Genomic DNA, 15,276 nt, shown 5'->3' on the forward strand with positions numbered 1-15,276 from the left:
ACCCGCCGGAGACCTGCGTGCGCCGGGGAACTCCCCGCGCTGCGCGCCTTAACGTCTGCGGCCGTGCTCAGATATCCAATACCAGGCGCCTGCCCTTGCAGCGCGAGACACAGATCATCATGGTGTCCCCTGCCTCGCGCTCCTCGTCCGAGAGCAGGCTGTCCCGGTGGTCGGGCTCGCCGGAGATGACCGGGGTCTCGCAGGTGCCGCAGATGCCCTCACGGCAGGAGTTCAGCACCGGAACGCCGATGTCCATCAAGGCCTGCAGGATGGTAGTACCGACCGGGACGCTGACCTCAGTGCCGTCAGCGGTCTCGACCACGAATTCGGTGTCTGCTTCCATCTCCGTTGGCGTGGCGGCTGGATCTGCAGCAAAGCGCTCGAAGTGGTACCTGCCCGGATCCGCCCAATCTGCGGTTAGTCTTTGGAGGGCGCCCAGCAGCGGACCGGGTCCGCACGCATAGACGTGAGCGGCGGCGTCGAGCCCGGCCAACAGCGGTCCAAGCGGGAAGATGCCAGACTCGTCGTCGGCGTGGAAGTGGACACGCTCGCCGTAAGCGGCCAGTTCGTCCTGAAAGGCCATCGAGGGGCGGCTGCGGCCGAGGTAGACCAGCTTCCAGTCCGTCCCGGCGGCCTCGGCCTGCCGGACCATGGCCAGGATCGGAGTGATACCGATGCCGCCGGCGATGAACAAATAGCTGCCGGCCGGATGCAGGGCAAAGTTGTTCCGCGGGCCGCGCACCTGCAGCTTGGTGCCGGGCCGCAGTTCGTCATGGATCCAGGCCGAGCCTCCTCGTCCCGCCGGTTCGCGTAGCACCCCAAGGCGCCAAGAGTCTTCGTCCGGCTGGGAGCAGAGCGAGTACTGCCGCAGCAGCCCGTTGGGCAGCAGCACATCCACGTGCGCTCCCGCCTGCCAGGCAGGCAATGCCTCGCCGCAGGGGTGCTGAAGCTGCAGTGACACCACCGAGTCGGAGGCGGGCTCGATCCGGGTGACCTCGACGTCGAAGAAGCCGTCGTGCGGTGCGGTTTCCATGTAGATTTCTCCTTAATAATGTGCCCCGAGGGTGCCGGTGGCAGGGGGTCAGGGCGCCCCAGGGGCCGGGGTTTGTCTGGTTAGGCCGGGGAGCGCGTCGACGGCGGCGAGCACTGCCGTCGAAGCCGCCCGGCCGGCGAGCGTGACGCGCACGCCGTCGCCGTCGAAGGCACGAACGGATACGGACCGCTGTAGGCAGGCCGCCTCGAGTTCGCGGGCGCGGGTGCCGGCGGGGATCCATACGAAGTTTCCGCCGCTGCTGGGGACGAGGATGCCGCGCCTGCGCAGCTGGGCGGTCAGATAATCCCGTTCGGCCACTATGCCAGCAACCGTCCTGGCGGTGCCCTCGGATTCCGACCAAGCGACGACGGCGGCTGCCTCGGCGACCCGGCTGAGCGGGAACGGCAGGGCGGCGCGCCGGAGCATTGTGGTGACCACCTCGGATGCTGCCAGATAGCCGGCACGAAGCCCGGCCAATCCGTAGGCCTTGGAGAAGGTGCGCAAGACGGCCAGATTGGGGAAGCCTGCCAGCAGCGTCACGGCATCGTGCTCCGGGAGGCAGAATTCACGATAGGCCTCGTCCAGGATGACCAGCACGTGCGGCGGCACCCGGTGCAGGAACTGCAGCATTTCGGCGTCGGTGACGGTGGTGCCAGTGGGGTTGTTAGGACTGCACACGATCACGGCCCGGGTTGCGGGACCAATCGCGGCGGCCATGGCGTCCAGGTCATGCCGGGCCGAGGCGTCGAGCGGGACCTCGACGACTGCCGCTCCGGCGACCCCGGCGAGGATGGGGTACGCCTCGTAGCTGCGCCAGGCGTAGATGACCTCGTCGCCTGGGCCAGTGTACGTGGAGAGCAGCAGCTGAAGCAGGGCCAGTGAGCCTGCCCCGGCCAGCACCTGCCCGGGGCCCAAGCCCAACCGGGCGGCGATCACGCTGACCAGTTCGTCCCCGGCCAGGCTCGGGTATCGGTTCGCTGCCGCTCCGGCGGCGGCGATGGCTGCCTGCACCGCCGGCGAGGGCGGTACTGCGGACTCGTTGGAGGAGGCGATCCAGCGCACGGTCGACTTGCCGGCGGAACGGGAGTAGCCCGGCAGCGCGGCGATTCCCGGCCGCGGAGCCGGGGCGGTAGAGGCCTCCTGCGCCAGGGCGTGGCGGGGGCTGCTCGTGGGTACGCTCATGATGTTCCTTCCTCGGGTCATGTCCGGGCGGGGATAGGCCCGGCCACCGGAACCTGGGACACGGCGGGTCTGGCTCCTTGGTCGAGCAACTGCGGGCCGCGCCGGCGCAGTTCGGCGGTACTGGCGACGCCTAGCAGCGCCATGGTGCGCCGGAACTGGCCCACCAGCAGCTCGGCCAGGCGGACGACGCCGGGTTCGCCAGCGGCGGCCAGCGCCCACAGGTAAGGCCGCCCGACCATGGCCAGGTCTGCGCCCAGCGCGATGGCGATGGCGATGTCGGCTCCGTGCCGGATTCCGGAGTCCACCACGACTGCGAAGTCTTCGCCGACGGCCTCCCGGACCGGGGCGATCAGCTCTGCCGGGGCCACGGTCCGGTCCAGCTGGCGGCCGCCGTGGTTGGACAAGTGCACCCCGTCCACGCCCAGCTCGCGTGCCCGGACGGCGTCGGCCGGTCCCACAGGCCCCTTCAGCAGCAGTTTCCCCGGCCACGCTGCGCGCAGCTGGGCAAGATCGGCCCAGGTGACCGCGGGGTCGAACTGGGCACCGATGTTCTCGATCGTGTACCCGGCACCGGCGGGGCCACCGGAGAGGTTGGCGAATTCCAAACCGGGGGCGCGCAGCATCTTCGTCCAATAACCGGGCTTGGCCCCGATGTCCAGCAGGCTGCCGGCGGTCAGCCGGGGCGGGATGGTGAACCCGTTGCGCACGTCGCGAAGCCGATTGCCGGGGACTGCGGTGTCCACGGCCACTTCCAGGACCCGGTACCCTGCATCGGCCGCGCGGCGGACCAATTCGAAGGTCTTGGCCCGGTCCTTCCACACGTAGAGCTGAAACCAGCGGTCGACCGCCGAATCCGTGACTAGATCCTCAAGAGCGGTGGTGGCCATGGTGGAGAGGACGTAGGGCAGCCCCGCTCCGGCCGCCGCGCGGGCGACAGCGCGCTCGCCGTCCGGGCGGATCATCCGCGTGTAACCGGTCGGTGCGAAGCCCAGCGGTGCCGCAGCTTGCCGGCCGAGGACCGTGGCCGCGGTGTCCGGGCTGCTAACGTCTGCCAGCACGACCGGGGTGAACCGGCGTCGGGCGAAGGCCTCGATGTTGCCAGCCAGACTGTGCTCGGCGTCGGCCCCGCCGTCGATGTAGTCGAGCACTGACCCTGGCAGCCGGCGGGCGGCGAGCCGCCGCAGGTCCTCGACGGTGTGGCAGCGGGCGAGGGCGCGCTCGCTGTTGGAGCCCTGCGGAACCTTGAACGAGACCAGGCCCAGGGCCTCGGTCAGCTTCATGCCAGCACCTTTCTCAGGTCGCTCATGCCAGCACCTTGGACAGGAACGCCCGGGTCCGGGCCTCACGCGGGTCTTCCAGAACCTGGCGCGGCTCGCCGCTCTCGACCAGGCATCCGTCCGCCATGAAGTGCACCACGTCCCCCACCTCCTTGGCGAACCCCATCTCATGAGTCACCACGATCATGGTCATCCCCGAGGCCGCCAACTGCACCATCACCTCCAGCACTTCGCCTACTAGCTCCGGATCCAGTGCCGACGTCGGTTCATCGAAGAGCATTACCGAGGGTTTCAGCGCCAGCGCGCGGGCGATGGCCACACGCTGCTGCTGGCCGCCGGAGAGCTGGCCCGGGTAGTGGTTGCGCTTCTCCGCCAGTCCCACTCGTTCCAGCAGGGCCATGCCCTCCTCGACGGCCTCTGCCCTTGGCCGGCGCTGGACGATAGTCGGGCCCTCGATCACGTTCTCCAGCGCGGTACGGTGCGGGAACAGGTTGAACTGCTGGAACACCATGCCCACGGACGCCCGCTGGCGCGAGGTCTCGTGTTCTTTCATTTCGCGCAGCCGGTTGCCGGTCCGGCGGTACCCGATCCGTTCGCCGTGCACCCACAGTTGCCCGCCGTCGATCTTTTCCAAATGGTTGATGCAGCGCAGGAACGTGCTCTTGCCCGACCCGGAAGGGCCGAGCAGGCACGCAACCTGGCCGGCCTGCACGTCCAAACTGATGCCCTTGAGCACCTCGACGTTGCCGAAGGACTTACGCACCCCTTGGGCGCTAACGATCGGATCATTCATTTCAGGGTCTCCAGTTCGACGGCGGGGGAGGCTGCGGCGCGGTGGAGGAAGCCGAGTTCCTCCGGCTGGCGGACGTCCCCGTGGACCGGCTCCGTGAACTGGCTTACCCGCCCAGAGTCCCCGTGCCGGAGGGAACGCCATGACCACACCGCACTATTATGCGAATCCGGCCGGACTGCCACCGCAGACCGACCTGCTCAGCGACCGGGCCATCGTGACCGAGGCCTACACGGTGATTCCGCGCGGCGTGCTCCGCGACATCGTCACCAGCGCGCTGCCCGGCTGGACCGGTACACGCAGCTGGGTCCTCAACCGGCCGGTCCCGGGCGGCGCCAGCACGTTTGCGCAGTACCTGATGGAGGTGGACCCCGGCGGGGGATCGCGGCGGCCGGAAGAGCAGCCGACGGTGCAGGGTTTCATCTTCGTGGTCAGCGGCGAGCTGTCCGTGACGATCGAGGGCGAGCGTCGCCAGTTGCTTCCGGGCGGATTTGCCTACGCTCCGGCGGGTGCCGCATGGGCGGTGAAGAACGACGGCGATGCGCCCGCGCAATTCAGCTGGATCCGCAAGGCCTACCAGCCATTGGAGGGCCACAGCGCCGAGCCGGTCTTCGGCAATGAGCAGGACATCGAGCCGGTGCCGATGCCGGATACAGACAACCGATGGCGCACCACCCGGATGCTGCCGGTGGATGACCTGGCCTACGACATGCACGTCAACGTGGTCACGTTCGAGCCGGGTGGCTCGATCCCCTTCGCCGAAACGCACGTGATGGAACACGGGCTCTACATGCTTGAGGGCAAGGGGGTGTACCGGCTGAACGGCGACTGGGTGGAGGTGCAGGAAGGCGACTACCTGTCGCTCCGCGCCTTCTGCCCACAGGCCTGCTACGCCGGCGGGCCGTCCAATTTCCGTTACCTGCTGTACAAGGACGTCAACCGGCAGATCATGCTCTAGTGCCGGAAACCGCCGCGATTCGAGACAGGAGCAAACCGCGTGGCCGACAACGAAGAACGAGCCTACGATTTTGTGATCCGTGGCGCGCGGGTGATGACGCCGGACGGAACCGGCCCGCTGGAGATCGGCGTGCGAGCCGGGACGATCGCGGCGATTGCACCGTTGGGAGCGGGGCTGAGGGCCGCCAGCACGTTTGAACTGGGAGCCGACGAGGTGCTGATCCCGGGCCTGGTGGACACGCACGTCCATGTCAATGAGCCGGGGCGCACCGAGTGGGAAGGGTTTGCCTCCGCAACCCGCGCTGCGGCGGCCGGCGGCGTGACCACCATCTTGGACATGCCGCTGAACAGCATCCCGCCCACCGTGAATGTGACCGCGCTGGAGGAGAAACGGGCCGCCGCCGTCGAGCAGGCCTTCGTGGACGTCGGTTTCTGGGGCGGCGCGGTGCCGGGCAACAGCACTGACCTGCGGCCGCTCCATGACGCCGGGGTCTTCGGCTTTAAGTGCTTCCTGATCCACTCCGGGGTGGACGAGTTCCCGCCGCTGGGCCCGGCGGAGCTGGAGAAGGATGTGGCCGAGCTGGCCGCCTTCGACTCGCTCATGCTGGTGCACGCCGAGGATGCGGCGACCATCGACCGGGCGCCGCATCCTGCCGGGACCAGCTATGCGTCCTTTCTGGCCTCCCGGCCGGGCAGCGCGGAAACCGCGGCGATAGCGGAGGTGGTCGACCGGGCCCGCAGCACCGGGGCACGCGTCCACATAGTGCATTTGTCCTCCGCGGACGCGCTGGCGGAGATCGCCGAGGCCAAGGCCGCGGGGATCCGGCTGACGGTCGAGACCTGCCCGCACTATCTGACGCTGACGGCCGAGGACATCCCGGACCGGGCCACCGCCTTCAAATGCTGTCCGCCCATCCGCGGGGGAGCCAACCGTGACCTGCTCTGGGCAGGGTTGGCCGACGGGACGATCGACTGCGTGGTCTCCGACCACTCACCCAGCCCGCTGGGTCTGAAGGACCCGGAGCACGGCGACTTCGGCACCGCCTGGGGTGGAGTCGCTTCGCTGCAGCTGGGCCTGCCGCTGGTCTGGACCGAGGCACGCCAGCGCGGCGTCGCGCTGGAACGGGTGGTGGACTGGATGTCCGCCCGGCCGGCCGCCATCGCGGGCCTGGGGCGCAAGGGCCGGATCGAGCTCGGCGCCGACGCCGATTTTGCCGTTTTTGCCGACGCGGAAACCTTCGTGGTGGACGCGGCGGCACTGAAGCATAAGAACCCGGTCAGCCCCTACGACGGCAAAACCCTCACGGGCGTCATCCGCAGCACCTTCCTGCACGGCGCTCCCGTCACGGACCACGTAGTACCCCGCGGGCAACTGCTGCGGCGCAGCCCGGCTTGAGTGCTGCGCAGCTTGGACTGAGAATCACCGGCGCCGGAACCCGGCAGCGCCCGCGGCTGCCACCCAATTCCGGCCGGCGGCGGCTTCCGGCATAGCATCGGACCCGTGAGTAGTGCGGAGCAACCCTGGGCAGGCCACCCGAAAGGCAGCCGGGGCTACCGCAACATGCTGCTGGCCCTGCTGTTCGGCGGTTTCGCCACCTTCGCCCAGCTGTACTCCGTGCAGGCCGTGCTGCCCGGCATCGCCCGCAGTTTCCACGTCAGCCCGGCCGATGCCGCACTCAGCGTCTCCGCCGCCACCATCGGCCTGGCGCTCGGGGTGATTCCCTGGTCGGCGGTGGCGGACCGTGCCGGCCGCAAGCGCACCATGACCTGGGCCATCAGCGCGGCCGTGGCGCTGGGCCTGCTGCTGCCGCTGGCGCCGAGCTTCCCAGCCCTGCTGGCGCTGCGCTTCCTGGAGGGCGCCGCGCTGGGCAGGATCCCCGCCGTCGCACTGGTCTATCTGAATGAGGAGGTGCAGCGGCTGCACGCGGCCGTGGCCGCCGGCACCTACGTCGCGGGCACCACCGTCGGCGGCCTGGCCGGGCGCCTGATCGCCGGCCCGGTGGGGGAGTGGGCCGACTGGCGCGCGGGCGTGCTGGCGGTCAGCCTCGCGGCCGCGCTCGCCGCGGTGCTGTTCGTCCGACTGGCCCCGGCCCCGCGCGGATTCCGTCCGCTGCAGCGCGGGCAGGGACCCGGGCTCGGGCAGCGGATCCTGGCCAACCTGCGCTCGGTGCCCCTGCTGGCGTTGTACGCGCAGGGGTTCCTGCTGATGGGCGGCTTCGTGGCCGTCTACAACTACCTGGGCTTCCGGCTGGAAGCGCCGCCGTTCTTCCTGCCCGCGTCGCTCGCGTCGCTGCTGTTCCTGGCCTACCTGGCCGGCACGGTGAGTTCCCGGGTGGCCGGCGGACTGACGGTACGGACCGGCCGACTGCCGGTGCTGCTGGGCGGGATCGCGGTCAGCATTGCCGGGCTGGCGGCGACGCTGGTTGATTCGCTGCCGCTGATCATGCTGGGGCTGCTGCTCTTCACCGCGGGCTTCTTCGCCGCGCATTCGATCGCGTCCGGCTGGACGCCCCGGCTCGCCACGGTGGGAGCCGCGCAGGCCTCCAGCCTCTACAACCTGTTCTACTATGCGGGCTCCAGTCTGTTCGGCTGGGCCGGCGGCCTGTTCTTCGGCCGGTTCGGTTGGACCGGCGTCGCGGCCTTCACCGCGGCGCTCGCCGTCATCGCGGGGACGACGGCGGTGCTCGCCCTGCGCCGGCGCGGCACCGAATGAGGGTGCCGGCAGCCGTAATCAAAACCCTCCGGGGCCTCGTCCGTACATGGTGACGGACTCGGGGCGGCTCGAGGCCTAAGCTGGAAGGCGTGAATCCGGAGAAGACGGCTGCGCGGCAGCAGGGACAGGGCCTGAACCGGAGCATCCTTGCGCTCGCCATCCCCGCGTTCGGGGCCTTGATCGCCGAGCCGCTGTTCCTCGCGGCCGATTCTGCCATCGTGGGACACCTTGGCGTGGCGGAACTGGCCGGCATGGGGCTGGCCGCCACCGTGGTGCAGACCGTCGTCGGACTGATGATCTTCCTGGCCTACTCCACCACGCCCGCGGTGGCCCGGTTGCTGGGCGCGGGCCGGCTGGCGGAGGCCTACGGCGTCGGCCGTGACGGCATCTGGCTGGCGTTGGCCGTCGGCGTGGTGATGGCGGTGGCCGGCTGGTTCTTCGCGCCCGACCTGACCGCCGCTATGGGTGCCACCGGACCGGTGCAGGACTTCGCCGTGGACTATCTGCGCTGGTCGATGCCGGGCCTGCCCGGCATGCTGATAGTGCTGGCCGCCACCGGCGTGCTGCGCGGGCTGCAGGACACCAAGACCCCGCTGCTGGTGGCCGGCGTCGGGTTCCTGGTCAACATCGGGCTGAACTTCCTGCTGGTCTACGGCATGGGGCTGTCCGTGGCCGGTTCGGCGATGGGCACCAGCCTGGTGCAGTGGGGTATGGCCGCGGTCTACCTGGCCATCGTTTACCGCGGGGCGGTCAAATACTCCGTGCCCTTGCGGCCCACCTGGGCCGGGCTGAAGGCCACCACGCACGTGGGGTCCTGGCTGATGCTGCGGACTTTGAGCATGCGGGTGGCGCTGCTCGCCACCGTTTTTGTGGCCACCTCGCAGGGCCCGGTCAGCCTGGCCGGGCACCAGCTGGTGATGACCATGTACAGCTTCCTGGCCTTCGCGCTGGACGCCATCGCGATCGCTGCCCAGGCCCTGATCGGGAAGGAGCTGGGCGCGTCGAACAAGGCGCTGGCCCACTCGCTGACCCGGCGGATGATCCTCTGGGGCATCGGCTTCGGCGCGGTGACCGGCCTGCTGCTGGCCGCGGTTGCTCCGGTGCTCGGTTGGGTCTTCACCTCCGATCCGGCCGTGCACCAGGCCTTCACCGCGGCGATCTGGGTGCTGGCCCTGAGCCAGCCGATTTGCGGGTTCGTGTTCGTGTTGGACGGCGTGCTGATCGGCGCCGGTGACGCGCGGTATTTGGCGATCGCCGGCGTCGTGAATCTGGCCGTTTACGCGCCGCTGCTGGTGTGGGTGGACCGGGCCGGACTGGCCGGCACCGAGGGTCTGCTCTGGCTGTGGGCGGCGTTCGCGCTCGGATACACGGCGGCGCGCGCCGCGACGCTGGGCTGGCGGGTGCGCAACGATGCGTGGATGATCACCGGGGCGCATTAGGCTGGAAGCCGTGACGATCCCGAGTACTACCCAGGCCGCCGCGTACTGGCAGCCGGTCCTGATCCGTGCCCTGGTGGCCGCCGCCTTCGGCGCCATCACCATCTTCTGGCAAGAGCCCGGCCGCACCGTGATGGCGGTGGCCGGCGGACTCTTCCTGCTGCTCAGCGGCGGAGCGGTCTGGCTGCTGGCCCGCCAGCCAGCCGCCGCGGCGCACCGCCAACTGCTGCTGCTGCAGGCCGCCGTGCTGGCCGTGACCGGTGTCTTTGCCTGCGTGTTCCAGACGGTGCCGATGTTCACCGTGCTGGCCACCGCCGCGCTGCTGGTCTCCGGCGGCGCAGAGCTGATGCTCGGCTGGAGCAACCGGCCGTCCGGCGCCGATGCGCAAGGCCGAGCCGCAGCAGGCACCGGCCCCGCCGCCGCGCCTGGATCCACAGCCGGGGCCGATGGCGCCGGATCGGTGCTGGCCCGCGACTGGCTGATCACCGGCGCGGTGTCCGTGGGCTTCGGCATCGCCCTGCCGTTCTTCTCCTACCTCGGCCCGCACGCGTTGCTGGGCGTGCTGGGCGGGGCGGCGATCATCACCGCCGTCGTGCTGCTGATCGCCGCGTTGAGCCTGCGCCACGACGCGCGGCAACCCACAGCCGGCTGAGCTGCCGGGGCCGAGCCAGTGTGGCGCCGCCCCGCCGGCTGAGCGGACGCTGCCCGGGCCGAGCCAGTGTGGCGCCGGCCACCGGCACCACCCGGAGAACTTCTACGGCCGGTAGACTGGATATGGCTTTACCCCGTCAGCAGGAGGAATCATCGTGGGCAAGAACGCGTCTGGACGCCCGGACGAAAAGCGGATGTCCGTTAAGGGCCCGCTGATCTTTTCGGCGGTGCTGGCCGTGATCGCCGGTTTCCTCACCATGGTCTTCGCCACCGGCGGGTCCGGCAACCTGCTGCGCTGGGACCTCGGCGTGACCGCCGCCGGCATTGCCTTCATCGCCTCCCTGCTGGTGGTGGCGGTGCTGACCATGTCCACCAAGGAAAACCCCAGCCACCTCAGCGAAGGCTCCGGGATCCACCGGGTCTCGTCGAAGATCCCCGGCGGCGCAGGCACCGTGCCGGCCCCGGGTACGCCGCAGAGCCGGGCGCAGGTGGAAGAGCAGCAGGCAGCGGAAGACGCCAAGAATCCCGGCCAGGCCGGGAACCGTCTGTCGCATAACGACGACGACGGCGACGGCGCCGCACGCTGATCCGCTGGCGCGGGCCCGCCCGTGCCTGACAAGCTGGGAGCATGACTTCCGGCGACCCTTCCGCACAGCATCCCTTCCCCGCCGACCCCGGCGACACCGCCGCCGTGAACCCCGATCAAGCCCCGGAAGCGAAGACCACCCTGGCGGCGGAACTCTGGTACCGCTCCGACCCCGGACTCTTCGGCGATGAACTACGGAACCGGCTGACGGCCGAGTTTCCCGGCGCCACCTTTTCCGACGGCGTGGCCCTGCTGCCGCACGCGGAGCATTCCTTCGACATCAACGGCACCGCCGGCGCGCAGACCGTCCACCTGAGCACCGGCGTGGCCGTTCCGCGCTCGCAACTGTCCTCCGCCGAGGCAATGGAAACCACACCCACGGACCAAAGCTGGTCCTGGCCGGAGGCGGAGCAGGAGGTGCCCGGCTGCAGCCACCGGATCCTGGTCACGGAAGTGGTGGCCAGCGGCTTCGAAGCCAAGCCGCGGGTGGAGTCCTTCCAGCGGGTGCTGCGGCTGCTGGCCGCGGAAACCGGCCCGGACGCCATCCGCTGGCTGCACAACGCCCACTGGCGCAGTCCGGACGATCTGGAGGCGGCGCACCCGCTGGCCGGCCCGGTCAACATGCGGTTCTTCCTGGTCAGCAACGACGAGGGCGCCATGGTGGTGGACAGCCTGGGCATGTATCAACTGGGCCTGCCGGACGTGCAGGTGCACTTCCGGGACGTCGACCCGAACGTGCTGGTGGAACTGGCCTTCAACGTGGCGGCCTATCTCTACGAACACGGGCCGGTGATCCAGTCCAAGGCCCAGCTGAACGGTCCGGAGGGGATGAAGTTCACCGCCACCTGGGAGGATTCGCTGCTGCCGCCGCTGCGCACGGTGATCGATCTGGACCCGGGCACGCCGTACTCGGCCGGCAACCGGTAGGCCCTTGGGGGAGCGGGCGCTCGGCCCGCCGCCCGCCGGGTGGTCCAGTCCGTAAGGCGTTCAGCTGGCCGCGGCCGACTTCCGCGCCCGGTAGGCGGCCACGTGCGTGCGGTTGGCGCAATTGCCGGTATCGCAGAAAAGCTTCGATCTGTTCTTCGACAGGTCCACCAGGACGGCCGAGCAATCGTCGGCGGCGCAGGTGCGCAACCGGTCCAGCTGCTTCTCGCGGATCACGTCCACCAGTGCCATCGCAACCTCCACGGCAATCCGCACGTCCAGCGGCGCATCGGGGCTGGTGGCGTGCAGGTGGTAGTCCCACTGGTCGTGCTTGATCAGCTGCGGGATGGCACCGGCGTCGGCCAGGATCTTGTTCACCATGACGACGGCGCGGTCCTCCGGCGCTGACCAGGCCTCCTTGAGCACCAGGCGCAGGGAGCGGACCGCCTGAAGTTCCTCGTCGGAGTGCGTGCGCGAGCCGGTCAGGCCGAACTCGGCCACCAACGTGTCCAGCTCCGCCACGCTGGCCAGGCCGTCCGGCTCGACCTCGGCAGTGTTGACCAGCCGCGCCGCGTCCACCAGCGAATGCTGCGTGTCATGAGCAAAAACCATCTTGACTCCTGAACGTTGGCGGAATTATTGTCAGGAGTATACCGCTTATGACTCCTGACAGGCGCACGCTGCGCCGGGAGCGAACCGCACATCCCTGAAGGACCACTCATGGCTTCCACCACCGCCGCCGAGCAGCGCACCCAGACCGCCCTGCATCGCCCCGGTTCCGCCGTGGCCGGCGTCGGCATTGCTCTGGCGTCCTCGGCGGTGTTCGGGCTCTCGGGATCTTTTGCCAAGGGCTTGCTGGAAGCTGGCTGGACTCCCGGTTCCGCGGTGGCGGTGCGCATGGTGGCGGCGGCCCTGGTGCTGTCCCTGCCCGCCGCGTTCATGCTGCGCGGCCGCTGGCACCAGTTGCGGCAGAACTGGAAGACCATTGTGCTCTTCGGGTTGATCGGTGTAGCCGGCTGCCAGCTGTTCTACTTCAACGCCGTGGCCACGCTGTCCGTGGGCGTCGCGCTGCTGCTGGAGTTCCTGGCCCCGGTGCTGATTGTGCTCTGGCTCTGGCTGACCAGCCGGCGGATGCCCCGCCCGGCAACCATCGCCGGCACCGTCCTGGCCGTGGCCGGGCTGATGCTGGTCCTGGATGTCTTCGGGCCGGTGAAGCTCGATCCGGCCGGTGTCCTCTGGGGACTCGGCGCGGCGGTGTGCCTGGTGGTCTACTTCTTCATCACCGCCAAGCAGAACGACTCGCTGCCCCCGCTGGTGCTGGCCGCCGGCGGCCTGCTGGTGGGCGGTGCAGCCATCGTGGTCATGGGTGCGGCGCAGATCCTGCCGATGGCCTTCAGTACCGCCGATGTGCAGCTGGCCGGCTGGAATACCCCGTGGTGGGTTCCGCTGGCCGGGCTGGTGCTGCTCTCCACGGTGCTGTCCTATGTCACCGGCATCATGGCCGCCCGGGCCCTTGGCTCCAAGGTGGCATCCTTCGTCTCGCTGACCGAGGTGCTGTTCGCCGTCATCTGGGCCTGGCTGCTGCTGGGCGAGCTTCCCGCCGTCATCCAACTGATCGGCGGCTTCCTGATCGTGGCCGGCGTGGTACTGGTCCGCTCCGACGAGCTGCGCGGCCCCAGGCTCGCCAGACGGCACCGCCGCAAGCAAGCAGCAGCGCCGGCCAACCCGGCCAGCTGAGTCTGCCCCAACGCCTCCGCCAGGCCCGGCGCAGGGTTCCGCCCAGAAGAAGCGCCGTGTGATAATTCCCTCATGCGCAATGCCGAGGCCTCTCCCGTCGAGTCCGTTGACCGCGCCCTCTTGCTGGTGCTGCTGATGCGCTCGGCGGGGCCGGTGTCCGTCAAGGCCGCGGCGGAGCATCTGAGCGTTGCTCCCTCCACCGCTCACCGGCTGCTCTCGGCGCTGGCATTCCGCGGATTCGCCGTCCAGGACCGGGAACGGCGGTACCGGGCGGGGCCGGTGCTGTCCGAGCGTTCGGCGGAGACTTTCTCGGTCCAGATGCTGCGCGAAAATGCCCGGCCCGCCCTGCTGGCGCTGCATCAGGCCGTGGGCGAGACCGTGCAACTGATGGTGCTGCGCGGCGGCAACATCGTGTTCGTGGACGGCGTCGAGTCCCAGGCCACGCTGCGGGTGGGCATGCGGGTGGGCGACCAGATGCCCGCCTTTGTCTCGGCCGGCGGAAAAGCGATGCTGGCGCAGCTGAGCAACGTGGAGCTGGAGGAGCTCTACCGGGGCGGGCTGCCGTCCTGGCCCACGGGCCGGATCGACTCGCTGGCCACGCTGAAACGGAACATGACCAAAATCCGCCGCGCGGAATTCGGCACCAACTTCGAGGAAACGGAGCAGGGCGTGATTGGCCTGGGCGTGAGCATCAATGACGCGGCGGGTAAGCCCATTGCCGCGCTGACCACGGCCACTCCCAGCATCCGCTTCAAGCGGGACGAAATGCCCGACTATGTCTCGGCGCTGCGCGCGGCCGCGGCCGCCGTTGAAGAGCGGCTGCAAAAAGCGCCGCAGTAAGCACGTCAGTCCGCCCCGGCCGGAAAGGACGGGACGGACTGAACGACGCCTGTGCGTACTAGTGCTGGTGTGCGGCACCGGACGCCGGCGGGGCGGACCGCCCGGAGATGCTGCCGGTGATCCAGGACATCATGCCGGCCGAGTTGTCGAAGGCCGGCTGGCGCTCCGCGTTGGACCAGACGGTTTCCGGCCGGCACTGGAGCAGGACCAGGTTCTTGCCCTCCGGCAGCTCTTCATCGATGGCGAACTCGATGTCCTGCGGTGCCCGATGGATCTTCTCCAGCTGCTTGCCGAACGCCGCCAGCGCCGTGACTTCCTCATCGGCCAGGCAGAGCACCGAACGGCGCTCCTCCGGTACGTCCTGAGGAGCGTCGCCGCGGCGGTACTCGATGTGTTTGTACCCGGGCGTGCGGTCGGCGATGTCCAGCCCGATTTTCTCCACCAGGAACCGGTCCGGCGTGACTTCGCCGCCCACTACCGACAGGCCCAGGCCCCAGCTCGCTTCCAGCACGATCTTGGAGCGGTCCCCGCTGGTCGGGCTCAGCGTGAACATCACGCCGGCGGCCCGGGCACGCACCACCTTCTGCACCACCACGGCCATTTCGATCGCATGCGGATCGATCTCCTTTTCCGCCAGATAGGACAGCACGCGGCCGGCAAACACGCTGACATAGCACTTGTGGATGTGGGCCAGCACGTCCTCGGCCCCGGTGATGTCCACCCAGGTCTCGAATTCCCCGGCGAAGCTGGCGCCCACCGAGTCCTCCGCCGTGGCGCTGGAGCGCACCGCCACGGCCACGTCATCGACGCCGCAGTCGGCGCAAAGCTTGGCGTACGCCTCGCGGACCGGCGCCGCCAGCTCTTCCGGCATCGGAATCCCGGCCAGCCGTGCCGTAATCACCCGCTCGGCCTCGTCGAAATCGGCCTGGCCGGAATCGGGCCGGAGCCCGTCCAGCACCGTAGTGGCGAACTCCTTGAGCCCGGCTTCGGCCAGGTACCTGCGGTAGGCGGCCGCCGTGACGGCAAAGCCCGGCGCAACGGGTAGCCCTTGGACGGTCATTTCGGCCAGGCTCGCGGCCTTGCCGCCAACCTGCCGGACGTCGCGGCACTCGGGGTGGGTGAATTCGAGGGTAAACATGGGCCTTGCTCC

The 15,276-nt window shown here is 69.5% G+C and carries 15 protein-coding genes; 9 read left to right on the forward strand and 6 right to left on the reverse strand.

What is annotated here, in order from left to right:
• Window positions 1–67: 67 nt before the first annotated feature.
• From AB0N75_RS10665 to AB0N75_RS10680, 4 genes are read right to left on the reverse strand one after another with little or no spacing between them, the layout of a single operon-like run.
• On the reverse strand, window positions 68–1,033 hold the full coding sequence (locus tag AB0N75_RS10665) for a PDR/VanB family oxidoreductase (RefSeq protein WP_364649105.1): 966 nt from the start codon (window positions 1,031–1,033) through the stop codon (window positions 68–70).
• 48 nt (window positions 1,034–1,081) lie between these two features.
• Window positions 1,082–2,215 carry a histidinol-phosphate transaminase gene (locus tag AB0N75_RS10670; RefSeq protein ID WP_364649108.1) on the reverse strand — a complete coding sequence of 378 codons (1,134 nt, stop codon included), beginning with the start codon at window positions 2,213–2,215 and terminating at the stop codon, window positions 1,082–1,084.
• Window positions 2,216–2,232: 17 nt separating this feature from the next.
• Complete coding sequence (locus tag AB0N75_RS10675; RefSeq protein WP_364649111.1) at window positions 2,233–3,495, reverse strand: alpha-hydroxy acid oxidase; 1,263 nt, start codon at window positions 3,493–3,495, stop codon at window positions 2,233–2,235.
• A gap of 22 nt (window positions 3,496–3,517) precedes the next feature.
• Window positions 3,518–4,285 carry an amino acid ABC transporter ATP-binding protein gene (locus AB0N75_RS10680; RefSeq protein ID WP_364649114.1) on the reverse strand — a complete coding sequence of 256 codons (768 nt, stop codon included), beginning with the start codon at window positions 4,283–4,285 and terminating at the stop codon, window positions 3,518–3,520.
• Window positions 4,286–4,424: 139 nt separating this feature from the next.
• Between AB0N75_RS10680 and AB0N75_RS10685 the strand changes: the two genes are divergently transcribed.
• From AB0N75_RS10685 to AB0N75_RS10715, 7 genes are all read left to right on the forward strand, one after another.
• A complete protein-coding gene (locus tag AB0N75_RS10685) occupies window positions 4,425–5,240 on the forward strand; it encodes a bifunctional allantoicase/(S)-ureidoglycine aminohydrolase (RefSeq protein WP_364649117.1) in 816 nt (271 codons plus the stop codon).
• Window positions 5,241–5,279: 39 nt separating this feature from the next.
• Window positions 5,280–6,635 carry an allantoinase AllB gene (gene allB, locus AB0N75_RS10690; RefSeq protein WP_364649120.1) on the forward strand — a complete coding sequence of 452 codons (1,356 nt, stop codon included), beginning with the start codon at window positions 5,280–5,282 and terminating at the stop codon, window positions 6,633–6,635.
• A 96-nt stretch (window positions 6,636–6,731) separates the two neighbouring features.
• A complete protein-coding gene (locus tag AB0N75_RS10695) occupies window positions 6,732–7,952 on the forward strand; it encodes an MFS transporter (RefSeq protein ID WP_364649553.1) in 1,221 nt (406 codons plus the stop codon).
• Between the two features lie 89 nt (window positions 7,953–8,041).
• A complete protein-coding gene (locus AB0N75_RS10700; RefSeq protein ID WP_364649122.1) occupies window positions 8,042–9,391 on the forward strand; it encodes an MATE family efflux transporter in 1,350 nt (449 codons plus the stop codon).
• Window positions 9,392–9,401: 10 nt separating this feature from the next.
• Window positions 9,402–10,040: a hypothetical protein gene (locus tag AB0N75_RS10705; protein ID WP_364649125.1), complete on the forward strand. Its 639-nt coding sequence runs from the start codon at window positions 9,402–9,404 to the stop codon at window positions 10,038–10,040.
• A gap of 154 nt (window positions 10,041–10,194) precedes the next feature.
• Complete coding sequence (locus AB0N75_RS10710; protein WP_364649128.1) at window positions 10,195–10,626, forward strand: hypothetical protein; 432 nt, start codon at window positions 10,195–10,197, stop codon at window positions 10,624–10,626.
• Between the two features lie 41 nt (window positions 10,627–10,667).
• On the forward strand, window positions 10,668–11,552 hold the full coding sequence (locus AB0N75_RS10715; RefSeq protein WP_364649131.1) for a DUF4261 domain-containing protein: 885 nt from the start codon (window positions 10,668–10,670) through the stop codon (window positions 11,550–11,552).
• Between the two features lie 60 nt (window positions 11,553–11,612).
• Here the strand turns inward: AB0N75_RS10715 and AB0N75_RS10720 are convergent, their stop codons facing one another.
• Window positions 11,613–12,161, reverse strand: coding sequence for a CGNR zinc finger domain-containing protein (locus tag AB0N75_RS10720; RefSeq protein WP_364649134.1), 549 nt, complete (start codon window positions 12,159–12,161; stop codon window positions 11,613–11,615).
• A 108-nt stretch (window positions 12,162–12,269) separates the two neighbouring features.
• Between AB0N75_RS10720 and AB0N75_RS10725 the strand changes: the two genes are divergently transcribed.
• Both AB0N75_RS10725 and AB0N75_RS10730 read left to right on the forward strand, forming a co-directional pair.
• A complete protein-coding gene (locus AB0N75_RS10725) occupies window positions 12,270–13,286 on the forward strand; it encodes a DMT family transporter (protein WP_364649137.1) in 1,017 nt (338 codons plus the stop codon).
• Window positions 13,287–13,358: 72 nt separating this feature from the next.
• A complete protein-coding gene (locus AB0N75_RS10730) occupies window positions 13,359–14,126 on the forward strand; it encodes an IclR family transcriptional regulator (protein ID WP_364649140.1) in 768 nt (255 codons plus the stop codon).
• Window positions 14,127–14,184: 58 nt separating this feature from the next.
• Here AB0N75_RS10730 and AB0N75_RS10735 read toward each other — a convergent pair whose 3' ends face one another.
• Entirely contained in the window at window positions 14,185–15,264 is a 1,080-nt protein-coding gene (locus AB0N75_RS10735) for a PEP/pyruvate-binding domain-containing protein (RefSeq protein ID WP_364649142.1), read from the reverse strand.
• Window positions 15,265–15,276: the final 12 nt, after the last annotated feature.

Origin of the sequence: Arthrobacter sp. NPDC089319, assembly GCF_040684925.1 — a bacterium.
GTDB lineage: Bacteria > Actinomycetota > Actinomycetes > Actinomycetales > Micrococcaceae > Crystallibacter.